Raw genomic sequence first — 16,657 nt, 5'->3', positions numbered from 1 at the left:
CTCTTCGGTGAATATCAACTGTTCGATTCTGCCAGGTCGAAGGACTTCTGCAGTGCGGCATCCAGCGTCGGGTACTCGAACTCGAATCCTGCAGCCGCTAATTTTTCCGGTACCACCCACCGACTCTTGAGGATGAGCTCGGTTTCGGTGCGGATGCCGATGGCGCCGATCTCCAGCATCCATCGCGGCATTGGCGGGCCGAACTTCGCGCCCAACACGCGCCGCACGCTCGCCATGAAGGTCGTGTTGTCGACGGGGTAGGGGGCCGCGGCATTCACGGGGCCGTCAAGCTCTGGATGCTGCTCAACAAAATCGATGATGCGTGCCACGTCGTCGATATGGACCCAGCTGAAGCGCTGCGCGCCGCGTTTCGCGCCCGGGAAGTGTCCGGTGCCGGCCGCGCGCCGCGACTTCGACACCGGCCACCAACCGTCGTGCTGTGCTCCGCCGAGTCCGATCCTCGCGAGGTTCTTCAGCGGTCCGAGCACGCCGCCATGGCCCAGCACGATCGTGCTGCGCAGCGCCACCCGGCGGGTGCGCGGCAGGTCATCGGCGAACAACGACTGCTCCCACGCCTTCGCGACCTCGACGGAGAATCCGGTGCCGATCTCACCCGCGGACTCTGTCATCGGCCGGTCTTCGGCATGACGATAGATCGTCGCGGTCGATGAGTTCACCCACAGTGCGGGCGGATTCGAGGCGCTCGCGATAGCAGCGCTGAGCGAAGCTGTGGTGTCGAGGCGGGATCGGAAGATCTCGGCTCGGTTCTCCGGTGTGTAGCGACAGTTCACGCTCTTGCCGGCGAGCCCGATCACGAGGGAAGCTCCGTCGACGGCCTGGTCGATGCCGGCCTGATCGCCCCAGCTCAGATCAGCACCCGACCGGGAGATCGTGACGAGCTCGCGGCCCTCGGCGCGGTACTTACGCTGGAGGTGCTGTCCCATGAATCCGGAGGATCCTCCGATCACGATGCGTCCTGCGGTCACTGCGGGTCCTCCTCGATGCGATAGCTGAAGTCGCCGGCGTACTCGTAGACCCGGCCCAGCAGAGGGACATCGATGGTGACGGCCACACGCTGACGCTCGAGCACGTCATCGAAGCTCTCCGTGAGGCGCACGACAGGGGAGAGGAAGCGGGGAAAGCGCACCTTGGCCATTCCGATGCGAATACCGACCGTGTGGCTGGTCATCATCAGTGCGCCGTCTCGCACCTCGGCTTCGAAGCTCGCCGCCACAATCCCCGGCTCACCGAGCTCATCGACGAGTCTGCCGTGTGGCCGCAGCGACACGGCATCGCGCATCGTCCAGGACTGGCCAGGTAGCAGAAACTCACGCTCGCTGACCGCGCGGCCGTTGACGAGCCGGTTGGTGACCCGGAACGGGACGCTCAGCTGCCAGCCCGCGTAAACCACGCCGCGCTCGTGCAGCGGACGCAGCAACGGCCACAGCCATCGCCGAGGAGTGCCGACTCTGCTGAACACGCCCTCGCCGACACCGATGTGCCCCTCGGGAAGTGATGAGAAGTACTGCTGCAGCGTGGGGTGCAGCTCATGCATCCGATCATCCAGCGCGCGCGCATACGGCGATTGCGAGATGTGGGTCATGCTCCAAGCCTAGAGTGGGAGAGCCTGGGGGCGTGAACCCCACTTGATCTCAAGAAGGAGACCGATCGTGAGTGAACGTCACCCAATGTCTGTACCTGTGCCGCGGGTGACCCCACTGCGCGGCGGTTCGGTGCTGCGCTGGGGAGTTCTCGGTCCTGGAGGGATCGCAGAAGACTGGGTGAGCGCGGTGCATCGACACACAGATCAGCGTGTGCACGCGGTCGCGTCACGGTCGCAGGAACGCTCTGAGGCGTTCGGGCAGCGCCACGGCATCCCGCGTCGCTACCAGGGCTATCAAGGTCTTCTTGACGATGACGACATTGATGTCGTGTACATTTCGGTGCCGCATGCGCAGCATCATCCGTTGGCGCTCGAGGCGATCGCTGCGGGCAAGAACGTGCTGATCGAGAAGCCCATCGCCCTCACTGCGGTACAAGCGGAGGAGATCGCTCAGGCTGCCAAGGCTGCCGGGGTCTTCGCGATGGAGGCGATGTGGTCGCGGTACCTGCCGCAGTCCGACATCCTCGCGCAGCTTCTTGATGATGGCGCGCTCGGCGATGTTCGGCTGGTCACGGCGCACCTTGGATGGCAGTGGACGTATGACCCGGAGCATCCCAATTTTGATCCCGCTGTCGGCGGCGGAGTGATGATCGATGCCGGGGTTTACAGCCTGTGGTTCGCGCACTCTGTGCTCGGAGTCCCTACCAGCATCGCCGCATCGGGACTTCTTGCCCCCACCGGGGCTGAGACCGAAGCGCTGATCTCGCTGGAGAACGATCGTGGTGCACGCGCTATGGTGAGTGCATCGACGACGGTGACGACCCCTGGACTTGCCGCCGTGTATGGCACTGCCGGTTCGGTGAGCTACGAGACGAGCTTCGTGTTCCCGGCCAGACTGCGCATCACACTGAATGGTGCGGAGCAGGTTTGGGAGGATGAGAGCGGACTCGTCGGGCGGGACGGGCTTGCCTGGCAGGCTGCCGCACTCGCATCATATGTCGCAGAGGGGCGCACACAATCACCGTTGCACTCCCTGAATGACTCGGTCGCGGTCATGCGCAGCATCGACGAAGTCCGCCGTCAGATCGGCAGCCTCCGCACCGACTGAGCGGTGGACGAGGCGTCCTCAGAGCCCGAGGTGCTGCTCCAAGGCCTCGACGACGAGAGCGTGATCGTCGGCCTGGGCGAGGCCAGACACCGTGATGCTGCCGACCACCCCGGTGCCGCTGACAGTGGCGGGGAACGAACCGCCGTGTGCGGCATACAGTGCACCGTCGTTCCACGGCTGCGCGATCCGCTCGTCGAGTTCTTCAGTACTCACGTGCGTCTCGTCTCAATCCTCAAGGAGGCGGACCAGTCGCTCATGACCGGTCTCCTCGAGCTCGGTGATCTCATCGCGAGACTTCAGGAAGTCCGAGAATGAACGGTAGCCGAGCGCCTTCTCGCTGAACGACGGATCCATGCGGCGCATGTGCGTCTTCACGGCAGAGCTGTGTAGCCACTCATCCGCGCCGGCTTTGTCATGACCGAGGCGAAGGGCACGCTCCAGCAGCAGGGTGGCCTCTTCCTGCTCGGTGGTCGGGGCCGATTCTTCGACCGGCTCGGCAGGCTTGGCCACCTTCTTCGCGCGGCTCTTGACCGCAGCCTTGGGTTTCGTCGCGGGGGCTTCGGGCTCGGCATCCGCAGTCGTACGCGGTGCAGCCGGCTCGGCGTTCGCAGTTTTCCGCCGTGCAACCGGCTCGGTGACCTGCGGGGCAACCGGCTCGGCAGATGGGGCAGCCTGCTTGGGTGCCGGGCGTACGACACCCGGCAGTGAATCGTAGGATTCGAACTCGTCACACGCCGCGGCCAGCGACTTGGCGGTCGATCCAGCGACGCCCACACCGATCACGTAGCGGCCCAGACGCTTGCAGCGCTGCGCGAGAGGGACGTAGTCGCTGTCGCCGGCGACGATCACCACGTGGGTGAGATCGGGGAGGCGGAACATGTCTTCCACAGCATCCACGGCCAGACGGATGTCGGCACCGTTCTTCGCATATGCGGCCGCAGGGAACAGCTGTACAAGGTCGACCGCGCGCGCGACGAGCTGCGAGCGGTACTCGGCGTTCACGTGCGATGACCAGTCAGCGTAGGCACGAGTGAGCACCAGCGTGCCGAAGGATGCGGCGTAGTCGATGATCGCGCCGACCTCGATCATCGCGCTCCTCAGCCGCTCGATGACCTCGGGATCATTCGGGTTCTCGGTGATGCGCTGCCGGTCTTTGCCGTAGGCGTTGCGCCCGTGAACGCGGTCGTACCAAGAGATGACGATGTTGTCGAAGTCCAGGTAGACAGCGACGCGAGGGTCCTGAGGGTCAGCCATGAGTGCTCTCCTCGCTCGGGTAGCGGACGCCGATTTGCGCGCGGATCTCGTCGAGCGTTCCCATGATCGCAACGGATTCCGCGAGGGGGAGCGGCAGCAGCGCACCCGCGGTGTCCCCGGCGGCGACTGCGCCCTCTGCGGCGAAGGCCTGGTACTGCATGCCGCGGCCGTCGATCTCGGAGGCGTAGCTCTCGATCACAGTGTCGTCATGACCGACCACGCGGAAGGATGTCGGCGTGTACCAGACACGGTCGATTTCGATTCGCGCGTCGGTGCCGATGATCGCGGCGGCATTGGGGCCGGCCGCGCGAGACGAGGAGAGGCTGGTCGAGACCGCGCCGCTCGCGTGCGTCATGACCGTGGCGACCTCGGAATCTGCGCCGGTTTCCATCAGACGTGCGGTGGCCTGGATCGAAGTCGGTGCGCCGAGGATATCCCAGATGAACGAGATCGGATAGATGCCGAGGTCGAGCAGCGCGCCGCCGCCGAGCGCGAGCGCGTTCAGGCGGTGCTCGGGGTCAGCGGTGATCCGCTGCGTGTGGTCTGCGCTCACCGCGCGGATCTCACCCAGGGTGCCTTCGGCGATGATCTCCCGGATGCGCACCATGTGCGGCAGATAGCGCGTCCACATGGCTTCCATCGCCAGAAGGCCGCGTTCGGTGGCAATGCGCTGCAGGTCCTCGGCCTCGGCACGATTGAGAGTGAACGACTTCTCCACGAGGACGTGCTTGCCGTTCTCGAGAGCAAGCTTCGCGCCCGCGTGATGCATCGGGTGAGGTGTGGAGACGTAGATGATGTCGACGTCAGGATCGGTGACGAGCGCCTCATACGACGCATGTGCGCGCGGAATGTCGAACTTCGCAGCAAAAGCGTCAGCCGAAGCCTGCGAGCGGGATCCCACCGCGACCAGATCGAGACCCGCGGTGCGCAGATCGGAGGCGAAGGAGGTGGCGATGCCACCCGTGGCGAGGATTCCCCAGCGAAGACCAGTCATGTTCTCAGCGTAGAGCAGATACGAGTGCCTCCTGCGGGACGAGCGGGAATACCTGCTCGGCGATGCGCTCGAGTTCTTCATCCAGGGGTGAGGCCTGAATCAGCAGCAGTGTGATGCCGGCTTCCGCGTATTCGTGGATACGCTCGGCGACCTGCTCGGCCGTGCCGACGAGATTGGGGCGCAGACCGCGGGTGCCGACGGAGTACTCACGGCGACTCACTTCGAGTGACAGCTTCGAGTTGCGTTTGAACTCCTCGAATGATGCATAGCCGGGGGAGTCAGGGTCAACGGTGGTGATGCGGTCGAGTTCGCGCTGTGCTTCGGCTTCGGTGTCGCGGACGATGACATATGCCGGCATCCCAAACTCTGAGATCGGGCGGCCATGCAGCCGCTCGGACCGCGCGTTCATGTCGGCGACATTGCTGCGGACCTCATCGAGCGTGCCGCCGTGCATCACGTAGGCGTCGGCGAAGTCGGCGATGGCTTCGCGGCCGGCGTCGCTCTCGCCGCCGGCGAAGATCACCGGATGCGCTGATGGCTTGGGCTCGACGATCGCGCCCTCGAACTCGTAATGGCTGCCGGCGAAGGAGAACGGTGTGCTCTCCCACAGCCCGTTCAACACCTCGACGAATTCCTTGGCCTGCACATAGCGCTCGTCATGGGTGGTGAAATTACCACCGAACTGACGTGCCTCTTCTGCCCACCACGCGGCCACGACGTTCAGCGCGATGCGTCCAGGGGCAACGCTGTCGAGAGTGCTGACAGTCTTCGCGAGGACTGCGGGCAGATGGAAACCGGGCCGGACTGCTGTCATCACGCGCAGATGATCGGTCACGGCCAGGATCGCCGCGGACAGCGACCAAGCTTCCAGGCTCGGGGCATCGATCCCCTTGCGGTCGTTCAAATACAGCTCTGGGACCAGCGTGGTGTGGAATCCGAGGAGATCTGCCTTCACTGAAATTTCGCGGATGTACTCCCACGTGGCGGCCATGCGTCCCTCGTCGGTGACGTTGCGGAGGAACCCGCCGTAGACCGGGGTCCAGTATCCGAGATTGATGCCCATGATGCTCCAGTCGTCAGGCGTGCGTAAGCGCGCGGTCGAGGTCGGCGATGATGTCGGCAGGATCTTCCAACCCGGCACTCAATCGGATGGTGTTCAGCGAGATGCCGGCGGCTGCTCGCTGGTCGACGTTCAGATGCGAATGCGTCATGGATGCGGGATGCGCGACGAGGCTGCGGGCATCGCCGATGTTCGCGACCAGCCGCACGACCTCCAGCGCGTCGACCACCCGCGCGACGCGGGCCTGGGCGCCGGCATGGTCAGCGCCGGCATCGTCAGCGCCAGCGTCCTCAGCGCCGGCATCGTCGGCGCCAGCGAGATCGAACGAGAAGACCGAGGGGATGCCCCGCGGCAAGTAGCGCTCGGCGAGCGTGTGCCAGCGGTTGCCGGGGAGTCCAGGATGGTGCACAGCGGCCACCTTCGGATGCTGCGCCAAATGCTCGGCGATCGCGAGGGCCGTCGCGCTCTGGCGAGCCACCCGCAGATCGAGCGTTTCGATGCCCTGCAGAATCTGCCAGGCGTTGAAGGGTGAGAGCGACGGGCCGAGGTCATGCACGTACTTCGACTTGACCAGGGCCGAGAAAGACTGCCCGATGCCGAAGCGCTCCCACAGCACAAGGTCGCCGAATCGTGGGTACGGCGCCGTGAACTGCGGCCACCGCTCAGGCTGTGCACCAAAGTCGAAGGTGCCCTGATCGACGACGACGCCACCGAGGGACGTGCCATGGCCGCAGAGGAACTTCGTCGCCGAGTGCACGACGAAGTCGGCGCCGTGCTCGCCCGGACGTATCAGGTAGGGCGTGCCCACGGTGTTGTCGATGACGAGCGGAACCCCTGCGTCGTGCGCGATATCGGCGACCAGCTGGATATCGAGCACCTGCGCGATCGGGTTTGCGACCGACTCGGCGAACAGGATGCGGGTGGTCGGGCGGATCGCCGCGCGCCAGGCGTCCGGATCGTCCTGGTCGACGAAGGTCACCGGAATGCCGAAGTCGTCCAGAGTGTCCTGGAGCAGATCGACCGTGCCACCGTAGAGCTGGTTCGCGGCGACGATGTGACCCCCACGCCCGGCCAGCGCGAGCAAGGTGACGGCGACCGCGGCCTGCCCTGAGGCGACCGCGACGGCGGACGTGCCTGCTTCCAGTGCCGCGACGCGTTCTTCGAGCACCTGCTGCGTGGGGCTCGCATTGCGGCTGTACAGGTTGCCGGTCTTGCGTAGTGCGAACAGATCGGCGGCATCTGCCAGGGATGCGAACTCGTACGCGGCGGTCTGGTAGATCGGGGGGACGGCGCTGTTCTGCGGTGTGCCGGAGATATACCCGGCCTGCACCTGCTGAGTGGAAAACGCGGTCATGAGACCAGCGACTCCGAGGCATGACGAGCCGACAGTTCCAGTGGTCGAAGGGCCCGCACCACTGGCGTGTGCACATCGCCTGTGCGAAGTCGTTCCAACCACAACACGATGGTGGCGGCCACGCTGCGATGGGAGGCATCGTTGAGCGCGTCATGCAGGCCCCCGACCGTCTCGATCAGCTCAAGATCGGGAACCGCGTTGAGCAACGCCTCTGCTTCGTTGAACGGGGACACCGGATCTGCGGAGCCATGAAACGCGAGCACTGGAACGGCGACCGCGGCGAGGTCCGCGGCCGGTGGGACGGGCTCGGCGGCGAGCGGCGACGTGCGGGCCTCGGCGCTGCTGAGCACACCGAGGTGTAACGGGCATGCGGTGCGATCAGTGTCGACCGGCTGGACGACACCGTCGACTTCGACTGGCGTGCCGGCGACGATGGCGGCATCCACTTCGCTGCCCTGCGCGAGCACTCTTAACACGGACGCGGCACCGGTGTCTGAGCCGACGAGGATTCGTGGCGACTCTTCGACACTCGCGAGCCATGCGGCGGCGGCATCGGCATCCGCTTCGAAGACGGCGACCGTGTAGCCATCGGCGCTGATGCGCGTGGCGAAGCGCTCGTAGACGGGCGCGCGCTCGCCGCGACCGGTGACGACGGCGAGGGTGCCGCGCACGCGGGCGGCAGGCCAGACGGCGGAGGGGGCAGAGTTCGTGCTCATGTGATCCATCTTTGGTGTTCGGAATGGACGGTGTCTTCGATGTGTCGAACTGTTGCGCCGGAAGTCACCGCGTGGCGCTTTCCAATGCAGTTCGCAGCGCCCGCCGACGTTCACGGCTCGCACCTGCAGTCATCAGTGTGGGGGCAGATTCGATGAGTAGCTGCGTATACGGATGCTGCGGATTGGCGAGAACTTCCTCGGTCGCTGCATCTTCGACGATCTCGCCGCGGTACAGCACGATCAGTCGATCGGTCACACCGGCGATCGAGCCGAGATCGTGCGATATGAACAGCTGAGACAGTTGTCGCTCGGCAGCGGTGAGCCTGAGCAGATCGAGCACCTGAACGCGGCTGGAAGCATCCAGTGCGCTGACGGGTTCATCGAGAATGAACAGACGAGGGGAGAGAACTAGCGCCCGAGCGAGCACTATTCTCTGACGTTGACCGCCGGAGAGCTCACGAGGGAGCCGGAGACCGAGTGATGGGTCGAGCCCGACCAGCAGGATCGCGTCCTCGACACGTTGCCTGATCTCGGCGGCGGACAGCCCGCCGCGAATCGAAAGCCCTTCGGCAACCGATGACGATACGGTGACGTCAGGATCGAGGCTGCGCAGCGGATCCTGATAGACGTATTGCACCAGCCCGGATCTCCGGAACGCGCGCAAGGGCCGTCCGCGCAGGCGTGCGAGATCGCGGCCGTCCACGCTCACCTTTCCCGAGAACACCGTGGTGAGGCCGAGCAGAGTACGCGCGAGGGTCGATTTGCCTGAGCCGGTTTCCCCGATCAGGCCGACTCGCTCAGCTCTGCCGATCGTGAGGGAGATGTCGCGAAGCACAGCGCCCCCGTGCGACCTACTGCCGTAGCCGAGCGTGGCATTCTCGATGCGCACGACATCAGACATGTGCAACCTCCGGGCGAAGGAATCGATCGAGCCCATATTCCGCGTGCGCCGTGAGGAGAGCACGCGTGTACGGATGCGCCGGTGCCTGCAGCACGTCTGCGGAAGCTCCGGACTCGACCGTTCGGCCATGCTGCATGACCTGAATGCGATCGCACAGATGAGCGACGACGGGAAGATCATGGGACACGAAAAGGACAGCGAGCCCGGTCGTCGCGCGCAGATCAGCGATCACATCGAGTACTTCCGCCTGCACCGTGACGTCGAGCGCCGTTGTCGGCTCATCAGCGATGAGCAGATCGGGAGATTCGGCGATGGCGATCGCAAGCAGTACTCGCTGGAGCATGCCGCCGCTCATCTCATACGGGAACCGGCGAACGACCCGCTCGGGTGCAACTAATCCGAGATCGCCGAGACCACGGATTGCTGATGCCCACGCCTCGCGCCGTCGCCTGCCGTTCTTCACGCGATGCACTTCGGCAAGCTGGCGGCCGACACTGATGGACGGATTCAAAAACGACCCAGGATCTTGGAACACAGCGCCGATGCGGGTCCCACGGATTCGTTGCCATTGCGTCGCGGTCGCAGCCCGGAGATCTGTCCCATCGAAGTCGATTCGATCGGCCGTGACGTTCAGAGGCTCGGGAACGATGCCTAGTACGGCACGGCACGACAGCGACTTCCCGCTGCCGGACTCACCGACGATGCCCAGAGCCTCGCCTCGTTCGAGCCGAAACGACACGTCGTTGACGAGTGCGAGCCCCGCAGGTGTCGTGATCGTTAAACCTGAAACCTCAAGTAACGTCATGCGGATACCTCCTGAGGTGTGGTCGATTCAGAACGTGCTGTGCTGCGGTGAGTCTGGGCATCGCGCAGTGCGTCAGCCAGCGCGTTGAAGGCCCAGACAGTTGCGACGATCAGCAGTGCCGGGGCGAGAGGCCCGAGCGGGCGCTGATACAGGTACTTCAGATCGCTCGCGAGGAGGCCTCCCCACGTCGGTTCTGGGGGGACGACGCCAATGCCGAGGAACGTCAAGGATGCGACGATCACCAGAGCCGTACCGGTCAGTCCCGCGGCGGTGACCGCAACGGCAGGGACGACATGTCGCCACACATGTCTGCGGAGGATCCACGTCGTCGACGCGCCCATCAGCTCGGCCGCTTCGACATACTGCGAGCTGGATGCCGTTAGTGCTGCCGCGCGGGTCACCCGGAAGAACGCCGGAGAGATGAGGATCCCGACAGCCAGCATTGCCTGAGGAACGCCGTTGCCCATGAGCGCAGTCATGGCGATCGCGAAGACAAGAAACGGCAGCGTCATGAGCGCATCGGTGACCCGGAGCGCAAACCATTCGAACACTCGTGAGAGGTGCACAGAGAGCAGAGCAGGTACGACACCGAGAACTAGCCCGACGGCCACCGCCATCAACGCAGACAGCACGGACAGCGGCGAACCAGTGAGGAGACGGCTGAGAACGTCGCGCCCCAGCTCATCCGTTCCCAGCGGGTGCGCGAAGCTGGTTCCCTGCAGCATGGCGGACGTATCCTGCGCATACGGATCTAGAGGTGCCAGCAACGGCCCGAACAGCGTGAGTACGGTGACCAGCAGGAGGATCGCGAGTGCCAGCTTTGCGCTCGCCGGGCGGAACACATCGGCGAACTTCATTTCGCGCTCCTCCGCGATGCGGGCTGCAACGCAGCGAGTCCGACATTCACCAGCACGTTGAATGTCAGTACGAGGACGATCGCGACGACGAGGGTGCCTTGCACAACGGGAACATCACCGCGCAATGCAGAATCGGCGGAGAGCAGGCCGAAGCCGGGCATATTGAAGATGGTCTCGGTGACGACGGCACCTCCGAGCAATGCGGGGATTTTCATCCCCAGTACGGCAACTGCGGGTCCCGCGCCATTGCGGAGCGCATGGACGACGAGAATTCTTCGCGGGTGCAGTCCCCGCACCACCGCGCCAGTGATGTACGGCTGTGCCAAGGAGTGCACCAGGCCTGTGCGCAGCTGGCGCGCGAGATCTGCTGCCGGATCGAGGCTCAACGCGACGGCAGGCATGATGATCAGCTGAAACCACATCGCCGGATTCTGCCCGAACGGCACATATCCCGACGACGGCAGCAGATGCAGCCACACGCTGAAGACGACAATGAGTCCGATCGACAACACGAAGGGCGGCAACGTCGACACCACAGCGATGATCGCGGTGATCGCGCGGTCGACTGGTCGACCCTGGTTGAGTGCTGCGACGATTCCCAGGGCTACCCCGACGACAACGCCGAGAAGGAGAGCAACGGAGACGATTGACGTGGTGATCGCGAGGCGCTGCGCAATCAGCTCTGTCACGCTGAATCCGTTGTACCAGCTGACGCCCAGGTCACCGGTCAGCAACGATCCCATCCACGTGATGTAGCGCATCAGCAGCGGTTGATCGAGACCCAGCTCCTGGTTGATCTGGGCTATGCGTTCGGGCGTTGCCTCGTCACCGGACAATGAAGCGGCAGGGCTGAGCCCGCTCGCGGCGCCGAGTAGGAAAGTGATGAGAGTCGCGAAGATGAAAACCGGCACGACGATGAGAACGGTGCTGCCCAGCGCGTGTGCAATTCGTGAGCTCCAGACGGCCGAGTTGCGTGGCGCGGGCGTCGGGGCAGCGTTCGCCGTGAAGACGGGAGTGAGAGTCGCCATAGTGTTCGGGTCGCGGGGTCAATCGCCGACCTGCACTCCTTCCCAACGCACCTGAGAAGGCAGCAGATTAAGCTCGCCCACGTCGGAGCTGGACACGAAGACCCAGGGGTTGCTGTACAGGTAGTTCGTCGGCGACTGCTCGACGCCGATGCGCACAGCGTTCCAGAGGTTCTCCTGATATTCCGGTGCATCGATCGGCGTCGCGCGCACAGCATCCAACGCGGCAAGGAACTCGTCTGAAGAGTGCGGACCGCTCAGGTTCATGATGCCTTCGGGGCCATAGGTGGCGAGCAAATTCGCCACCGGAGACTCGCGCCCGATGGTCCCATCTAAAGCGAGTTGCGGTGACTTGGCGACGTACACCTCGTCCTGCCATGTCGTCGATCCCGCCGGTACCAGGCTGATGGTCGAATTGATGCCAATGTCGGCAAGTTGGGACTGCGTGAGCTGCGCATCCAGCTCGGAGCCTGCATGAGCGGTGATTTCGATCGCAAGGTCGCCGTCTTCGTAACCCGCATCGCTGAGGATCTGACGCGCCTTGTCGGGGTCGTAACTCCAAATGTCCTCGATCTCAGGGTTGAAGGCGACGTACCCCTCCGGGAATGGCTGGTGTGTGACCGTTCCGGTACCCGCCGTGACCGCATCGACGAAGGCCTCACGATCGAACGCGTAGCGAAGAGCCTCGACGACTGCGGGGTCATCGAGCGGTGCCTTGTTCAGATTGATAGACGCATCACTTGCAGCGAGGGTGCCGGCTACCGTTACAGTCAGTCCCGCGCTCTCTGCCTGCTCGATCTGCGTTGCCGGAAGTCGTGCGACGTCGATTGAACCGGACTGCACCGCGGAGACGACAGTGGCGGCGTCCAGAGCGGTGGAAAGCTCAAACCGGTCGATGTGGATGTTGTCGGCATCCCAGTAGTCATCATTCTTGATGAACGACGCGTGTGACTCGGCCACGAACTCGGTGAGGATGAACGGGCCCGCACCGACAGGGGCGATGGCGAGATGCTTCGGATCCTCTGCAGCTGTCGGACTGGCGATGGCTCCGGTGCGACCGGCAACGAGATACGGGATCTGGTAGTCGACGGTGGTGAGGTGCAGGGTGACTTCCGTCTCAGAATCGGCCGTCACCGACTCGAGGTCTGCCAATTGATCACGCAGATGAGAGTCGGCCTGGTCCTGCCCCCGCTCGAAGTGCGCCTTCACCGCTTCGGCATCCAACGGTGTGCCATCGCTGAACGTGAGGTTGTCCCGAAGCGTGAACGTGATGGATGTACCCGTTTCGTCGTACGTCCAGGATTCCGCGAGACTCGGCTCGACATTGCCTTTATCGTCAAGCCGCGTGAGCGACGCATACGGGAGCGAGATCGTGTTGATGTCGAAGCCCGTGCGGCTCGTGACCGGGTCCCACGAGGTCGGCAGGCCCAGCGACCATCGCAACACCGACTCCTCCCCGCCGGGGCGGGAGCCACCGCTGTCGCCGGAGGCGCAGGCGGACATGCCCACGGTGAGCACCACTGCGAAGGCTGCTGCTGCGAGGGGACGCCAAGAACTGGTCACGGTCGGTCTGCTTTCTGAGGTGGATTGTGGTTGTCAGACGACAGCGCTGAGCGCACCGTCTGGAATCGAGGTGACGGCGGGCGCGGCGCTGGTGTACCGATTTGCCGGGATCGGAAGGCCAAGATGCTCCCGCAGCGTGGTGCCCGCGTAATCGGTGCGATGTAACCCACGCTCCTGGAGGATGGGGATCACCTCACTGACAAGACGGCGGAACTGGGAGGGATGCGACACATACACGTTGAAACCGTCCACGGCTCCGGACTCGAACCACTCTTGGAGTCGGTCGGCAACAGTCGTCGCCGACCCCACAAATGGGGAAGGGCGGAAGGCCGAGAGCCGCTCGACTACCTGGCGGAGCGTCAGCGAGTCTTTCTCGGCGAACGCGGTGATCGACTCAGCGTTCGTGCGGAAGCTGCGCTGAGCAAGATGCAGCACGTCTGGGAACGGGGCATCCAGGTCGTACTGGGTGAAATCATGCCAGCCGAACGGACGTCCTAGCTCTGCCAGTGAGATCTCGAACGAGTTGCTCAGCTCGTGCTGCGCGCGCTCGATCTCGCGGGCGTCATCGTCCGTATCGCCTACGACGATACGAGCACCGGGAAGGATCAGCACGTGATCGGGGTTTCGGCCTGCCGCAGAAGCGCGATCCTTGATGTCCTGAGCGAATGCCAGGCTGTCAGGGATGTTCGATGCATGAGTGAAGATTCCGTCGGCATAGCGGCCGCCGAGATCACGACCGTCATTGCTGTCTCCGGCCTGGAAAATCACCGGCTGGCCCTGAGGGGAGCGCTGGATGTTGAGGGGGCCGGCAACGCGGAAGAACTCACCTTCATGGTGGAGTTCGTGCTGCTTGCTCGGGTCGAGGAACACCGCGGTCTCACGATCGCGCGGAAAGGCATCATCCTCGTAGCTGTCCCATAGCCCCTGCGAGACCTCGATGTGTTCGGCTGCTCGGCGGTAGCGGGTCGGGTAGTCGAAGTGCTCGTCGAGGCTGTAATTGGTAGCCGTGCCGCCGTCCCCGCTGGTGACGACATTCCAACCGGCCCGACCGCGGCTGATCAGGTCGAGTGAGGCGAAGCGTCGGGCAAGGTTGTATGGCGAGTTGTACGACGTAGTCGCGGTTCCCACCAGCCCGATGTGCGTGGTCGATACGGCCAGCGCAGAAAGGAGTGTCAGCGGCTCCAGTCGATTCAGGTAATGCGGCGGGGAGTGCGGAGTGACGAACTGGCTGTCGACGATGAAGACCAGATCAAACTTGGCCTGCTCGGCGAGCTGTGCGTACTCGATGTACCAGTCAATGTCGACGCTGGCGTCGCTGGGGATCTCCGGATCCAGCCACCGAAGTTGATCACCTGGACCACCGGTCCCGGTGAGGATCGCTCCGAACTTGATCTGACGCTTGTCGTCCTCGCTTGCCATGTCCGGCTCCTCTCATCGCGCTTTTGACGATTCTGAGGGGTGCGGGCGCAGCGTGAACGGTTCGTGTCACACTGTGTGTCTTCGTGACGTCGCGTGACGTGACCAGATGGTTGAGAGCTGGAACGTGCAGTGCTCGCGCCCTACGGCACCAGCGTGATCTTGCCGCGTGCGGCGTGCGCCTCGACCAGCTCGTGTGCCTTGGCGGCCTCGGCCAGGGGCAGCTCGGGGCCGAGCTCGATCTGGAAGTCTCCGCTTGCGATCAGGCCGATCGCGACGCCGACGGCTTCGGCCCGCCAGGCGAGCTCCTGCGCGGTGAGCGGCTCGGGGGATCCACCGCTGAAGGCGCGGATGCCGAAGCTCGCGGCATCCGGGCCACGCACGATCGTCGCGATGCGGTCTCGGTCGACGACCAGATCCAGCGAGGTCTCGATCGCCTCTTCGGTGCCGATGCAATCCAGCGCGACCGTGATTCCCTGAGGCGCTGCCGCGCGCACGCGGTCGGCCAGGCCTTCGCCGTAGGCGACGGGGATCGCACCCAGTGCGCGCAGTTGCTCATGGCGGGCTGGGCTTCCGGTCGCGATGACGGTCGCGCCCCATGAGGCCGCGAACTGGATCGCGGCCTGCCCGACAGCGCCGGAACCGGCATGCACGAGCAGTACATCACCCTCACCGACATTGAGCGAACGCAGGCACTGATACGCGGTTCCCACCGGGATGCTGAGGGCCGCGCCCTCGGCAGCGGTCACGGCATCCGGCAGCAGATCAAGATTCTTGACGGACACAGCGAGGTGCGTCGCGTAGGTGCCCACCGTGTTGCCGATCGCAACGCGATCGCCGACCGCGAACTCGGAGACACCGTCGCCCAGCGATTCGACGACGCCGGCGCCGTCGAAGCCGACGCGACGTGGTTCAGTGATCGGCGCACCTGGTCGTGCCCCTCGGCGCAGCTTCGCATCGAGCGGGTTCACACCTGCCGCGTCGATCCGCACAACGACCTGGCCGGGGCCAGCCACCGGATCAGGGATCTCCACGAGATGGAGGACGTCAGGAGTACCGATTTCTGAATACACGATCGCGCGAGCCATGCCGCCAGGCTACCTGCAACCAGCGAAGCCCCACGCCAGAAGGCGCGGGGCTTCACGAGAGTCGGTGATCAGCTGACCGGAACGATCAGACCCTTCCACGTCTCCAGGATGAACTCCTTGGTGCGGTCATCGTTCAGCAGCTCGATGAGAGCTTCGATGCGCGGGTCATCCTTCAGCTCCGGGCGAGTGGCGAGCACGTTGTAGTACTTGCTGTCGTTGCCTTCGAGAAGAATCGCCTGCTCGTCAGAGAGACCGGCCGGGATCGCGAACGACGCCGTGACGAAGGCTGCGTCGTTGTCGGGCAGTGCGAGGGCGAGCGAGGCGTTCTCGATCTCGACGAACTTCAGGTCCTTGGGGTTCTCGCTGATCTCGCCGAGCGTGGTCGCGCCGTCTTCGATCTCGATGATGCCCTCAGCCGCAAGCAGCTCCAGTGCACGGCCCTCGTTCGTGGGGTCGTTGGGGATGGCGACGGTCGCGCCCTTCTTGAGCTCGTCGAGGCTGTCGATCTTCTCGCTGTAGAAGGCAGCTGCGGGCAGGTAGACGTCGCCGAGCGAGATCAGGTCGTCGCCGGACTGCTCGTTGTACGTGTCGAGGAACGTCGAGTTCTGGAACAGGTTGGCGTCGACCGAACCGTCAGACAGCGCCGGGTTCGGCGTGTTGTAGTCGGTGAAGGTCTGCCACTCGATCGTGAGGCCCTTCTCCTCGGCAAGATTCTCCGAGATCCACTCGAGCATGTCGCCGGCGGGCACGGGCAGCGCCCCGACCTTCAGAGTTCCGAGGCCTTCGGAGCCGTCTGCCGCCGGGGTGGGCTCAGAGCTGGCGCAGGCAGTCAGACCGAGCGCCAGAACGCCGGCCGCGGTGATCGCGACGGCGCGCGTGAGAGAGGAGAAGGACATGCGGATGCTCCTAGTGA

At 64.4% G+C, this 16,657-nt stretch carries 17 protein-coding genes; 1 reads left to right on the top strand and 16 read right to left on the bottom strand.

All coding sequences use genetic code 11. From position 1 onward, the window contains the following. Positions 1-14 precede the first annotated feature (14 nt). Together ACSU04_RS15820 and ACSU04_RS15815 are read right to left on the bottom strand one after the other, a co-directional pair. Positions 15-986 (bottom strand): epimerase, encoded by a 972-nt coding sequence (locus ACSU04_RS15820; RefSeq protein ID WP_439290243.1) that lies wholly within the window; start codon positions 984-986, stop codon positions 15-17. Further along, positions 983-1,603 (bottom strand): DUF4166 domain-containing protein, encoded by a 621-nt coding sequence (locus ACSU04_RS15815; RefSeq protein ID WP_439280636.1) that lies wholly within the window; start codon positions 1,601-1,603, stop codon positions 983-985. The genes ACSU04_RS15820 and ACSU04_RS15815 overlap by 4 nt, the downstream gene beginning before the upstream one ends. A 67-nt stretch (positions 1,604-1,670) precedes the next feature. Between ACSU04_RS15815 and ACSU04_RS15810 the strand changes: the two genes are divergently transcribed. Next, positions 1,671-2,711: a Gfo/Idh/MocA family protein gene (locus ACSU04_RS15810; RefSeq protein WP_439290242.1), complete on the top strand. Its 1,041-nt coding sequence runs from the start codon at positions 1,671-1,673 to the stop codon at positions 2,709-2,711. An 18-nt stretch (positions 2,712-2,729) separates the two neighbouring features. On the opposite strand, the gene ACSU04_RS15805 is transcribed toward ACSU04_RS15810, so the two are convergent. From ACSU04_RS15805 to ACSU04_RS15740, 14 genes are all read right to left on the bottom strand, one after another. After that, a complete protein-coding gene (locus ACSU04_RS15805) occupies positions 2,730-2,924 on the bottom strand; it encodes a heme-binding protein (protein ID WP_439280634.1) in 195 nt (64 codons plus the stop codon). A gap of 12 nt (positions 2,925-2,936) precedes the next feature. Then, positions 2,937-3,965, bottom strand: coding sequence for an NYN domain-containing protein (locus ACSU04_RS15800; RefSeq protein ID WP_439290241.1), 1,029 nt, complete (start codon positions 3,963-3,965; stop codon positions 2,937-2,939). Next, positions 3,958-4,959 carry a Gfo/Idh/MocA family protein gene (locus ACSU04_RS15795; protein WP_439290240.1) on the bottom strand — a complete coding sequence of 334 codons (1,002 nt, stop codon included), beginning with the start codon at positions 4,957-4,959 and terminating at the stop codon, positions 3,958-3,960. Before ACSU04_RS15795 ends, ACSU04_RS15800 begins: the two co-directional genes overlap by 8 nt. 4 nt (positions 4,960-4,963) lie before the next feature. Continuing rightward, positions 4,964-6,022 carry an LLM class flavin-dependent oxidoreductase gene (locus ACSU04_RS15790; protein WP_439290239.1) on the bottom strand — a complete coding sequence of 353 codons (1,059 nt, stop codon included), beginning with the start codon at positions 6,020-6,022 and terminating at the stop codon, positions 4,964-4,966. Positions 6,023-6,035: 13 nt separating this feature from the next. Next, positions 6,036-7,373, bottom strand: coding sequence for an O-acetylhomoserine aminocarboxypropyltransferase/cysteine synthase family protein (locus ACSU04_RS15785; protein WP_439280630.1), 1,338 nt, complete (start codon positions 7,371-7,373; stop codon positions 6,036-6,038). Continuing rightward, entirely contained in the window at positions 7,370-8,089 is a 720-nt protein-coding gene (locus ACSU04_RS15780) for an alpha/beta hydrolase (RefSeq protein WP_439280629.1), read from the bottom strand. The genes ACSU04_RS15785 and ACSU04_RS15780 overlap by 4 nt, the downstream gene beginning before the upstream one ends. Before the next feature lie 64 nt (positions 8,090-8,153). Then, positions 8,154-8,990: an ABC transporter ATP-binding protein gene (locus tag ACSU04_RS15775; RefSeq protein ID WP_439280628.1), complete on the bottom strand. Its 837-nt coding sequence runs from the start codon at positions 8,988-8,990 to the stop codon at positions 8,154-8,156. After that, positions 8,983-9,795, bottom strand: coding sequence for an ABC transporter ATP-binding protein (locus tag ACSU04_RS15770; protein WP_439280627.1), 813 nt, complete (start codon positions 9,793-9,795; stop codon positions 8,983-8,985). Before ACSU04_RS15770 ends, ACSU04_RS15775 begins: the two co-directional genes overlap by 8 nt. Continuing rightward, positions 9,792-10,652, bottom strand: coding sequence for an ABC transporter permease (locus tag ACSU04_RS15765; RefSeq protein WP_439280626.1), 861 nt, complete (start codon positions 10,650-10,652; stop codon positions 9,792-9,794). Before ACSU04_RS15765 ends, ACSU04_RS15770 begins: the two co-directional genes overlap by 4 nt. Further along, positions 10,649-11,680 carry an ABC transporter permease gene (locus ACSU04_RS15760; protein WP_439290238.1) on the bottom strand — a complete coding sequence of 344 codons (1,032 nt, stop codon included), beginning with the start codon at positions 11,678-11,680 and terminating at the stop codon, positions 10,649-10,651. Before ACSU04_RS15760 ends, ACSU04_RS15765 begins: the two co-directional genes overlap by 4 nt. A gap of 18 nt (positions 11,681-11,698) precedes the next feature. Further along, a complete protein-coding gene (locus ACSU04_RS15755) occupies positions 11,699-13,240 on the bottom strand; it encodes an ABC transporter substrate-binding protein (protein WP_439290237.1) in 1,542 nt (513 codons plus the stop codon). Between the two features lie 33 nt (positions 13,241-13,273). Continuing rightward, entirely contained in the window at positions 13,274-14,659 is a 1,386-nt protein-coding gene (locus tag ACSU04_RS15750) for an LLM class flavin-dependent oxidoreductase (RefSeq protein ID WP_439280623.1), read from the bottom strand. A gap of 140 nt (positions 14,660-14,799) precedes the next feature. Continuing rightward, positions 14,800-15,744 carry a quinone oxidoreductase family protein gene (locus ACSU04_RS15745; RefSeq protein ID WP_439290236.1) on the bottom strand — a complete coding sequence of 315 codons (945 nt, stop codon included), beginning with the start codon at positions 15,742-15,744 and terminating at the stop codon, positions 14,800-14,802. Positions 15,745-15,812: 68 nt separating this feature from the next. Beyond that, positions 15,813-16,640 (bottom strand): MetQ/NlpA family ABC transporter substrate-binding protein, encoded by an 828-nt coding sequence (locus tag ACSU04_RS15740; protein WP_439280621.1) that lies wholly within the window; start codon positions 16,638-16,640, stop codon positions 15,813-15,815. Between the last annotated feature and the right edge of the window lie 17 nt (positions 16,641-16,657).

Source organism: Microbacterium sp. A84 (assembly GCF_051842815.1).
Lineage (GTDB): Bacteria > Actinomycetota > Actinomycetes > Actinomycetales > Microbacteriaceae > Microbacterium.
Note: the sequence above shows the minus strand (reverse complement) of the source record. Positions and strands in the feature narration are given on the sequence as shown.